Annotated in this window: 1 protein-coding gene; it reads right to left on the bottom strand. The window is 65.6% G+C overall.

Going from position 1 to position 514, the window contains the following annotated elements:
- Positions 1-514: condensation domain-containing protein (locus tag AC5Y7E_RS24260; RefSeq protein WP_499950956.1), on the bottom strand; the 514-nt coding region annotated here is incomplete at both ends.

Raw genomic sequence — 514 nt, 5'->3', positions numbered from 1 at the left:
CCAACTCGGCATACTCGCCCACATCGAGCACCTCGACCGACGACAACCGCCGCCCCGGCTCGGCCGTCATCGCCACCAACACCCGCTCCAACCGCGCCACCAAAACCTCAACCGAGACCGCATCAAACACATCCGTGTCGTATTCGATGCGCAGGCCCAGTTCGCTGCCCGGAATGGCTTGCACGGTCAGGGGATAGTGATTGGTTTCGCGGCCGGTGAAGTCGGTGATGGTCAGGTCGTCGGGGCCGGTGAGGGCGGCGGTGTCGACGGGATAGTTTTCGAACACGAGCAAGGTGTCGAAGAGTTGGTCGTGGCCGGTGAGGCGGTGGATGTCGCCCAGGGGCAGGTGGTGGTGATCGAGGGTGTGGGTGTGGGCGTGTTGGAGTTGGTCGAGTAGGTCGGTGGTGGTGGTGGTCGGGTGCAGGCGGGCGCGTACGGGCACGGTGTTGATCAGCAGCCCGATCAGCGATTCGGCGCCGGGCATGTCGGTGGGCCGTCCGGACACGGTGGTGCC

This window comes from Mycobacterium sp. NGS17, assembly GCF_059813205.1.
This window is presented reverse-complemented; position numbering and strand designations above follow the sequence as displayed.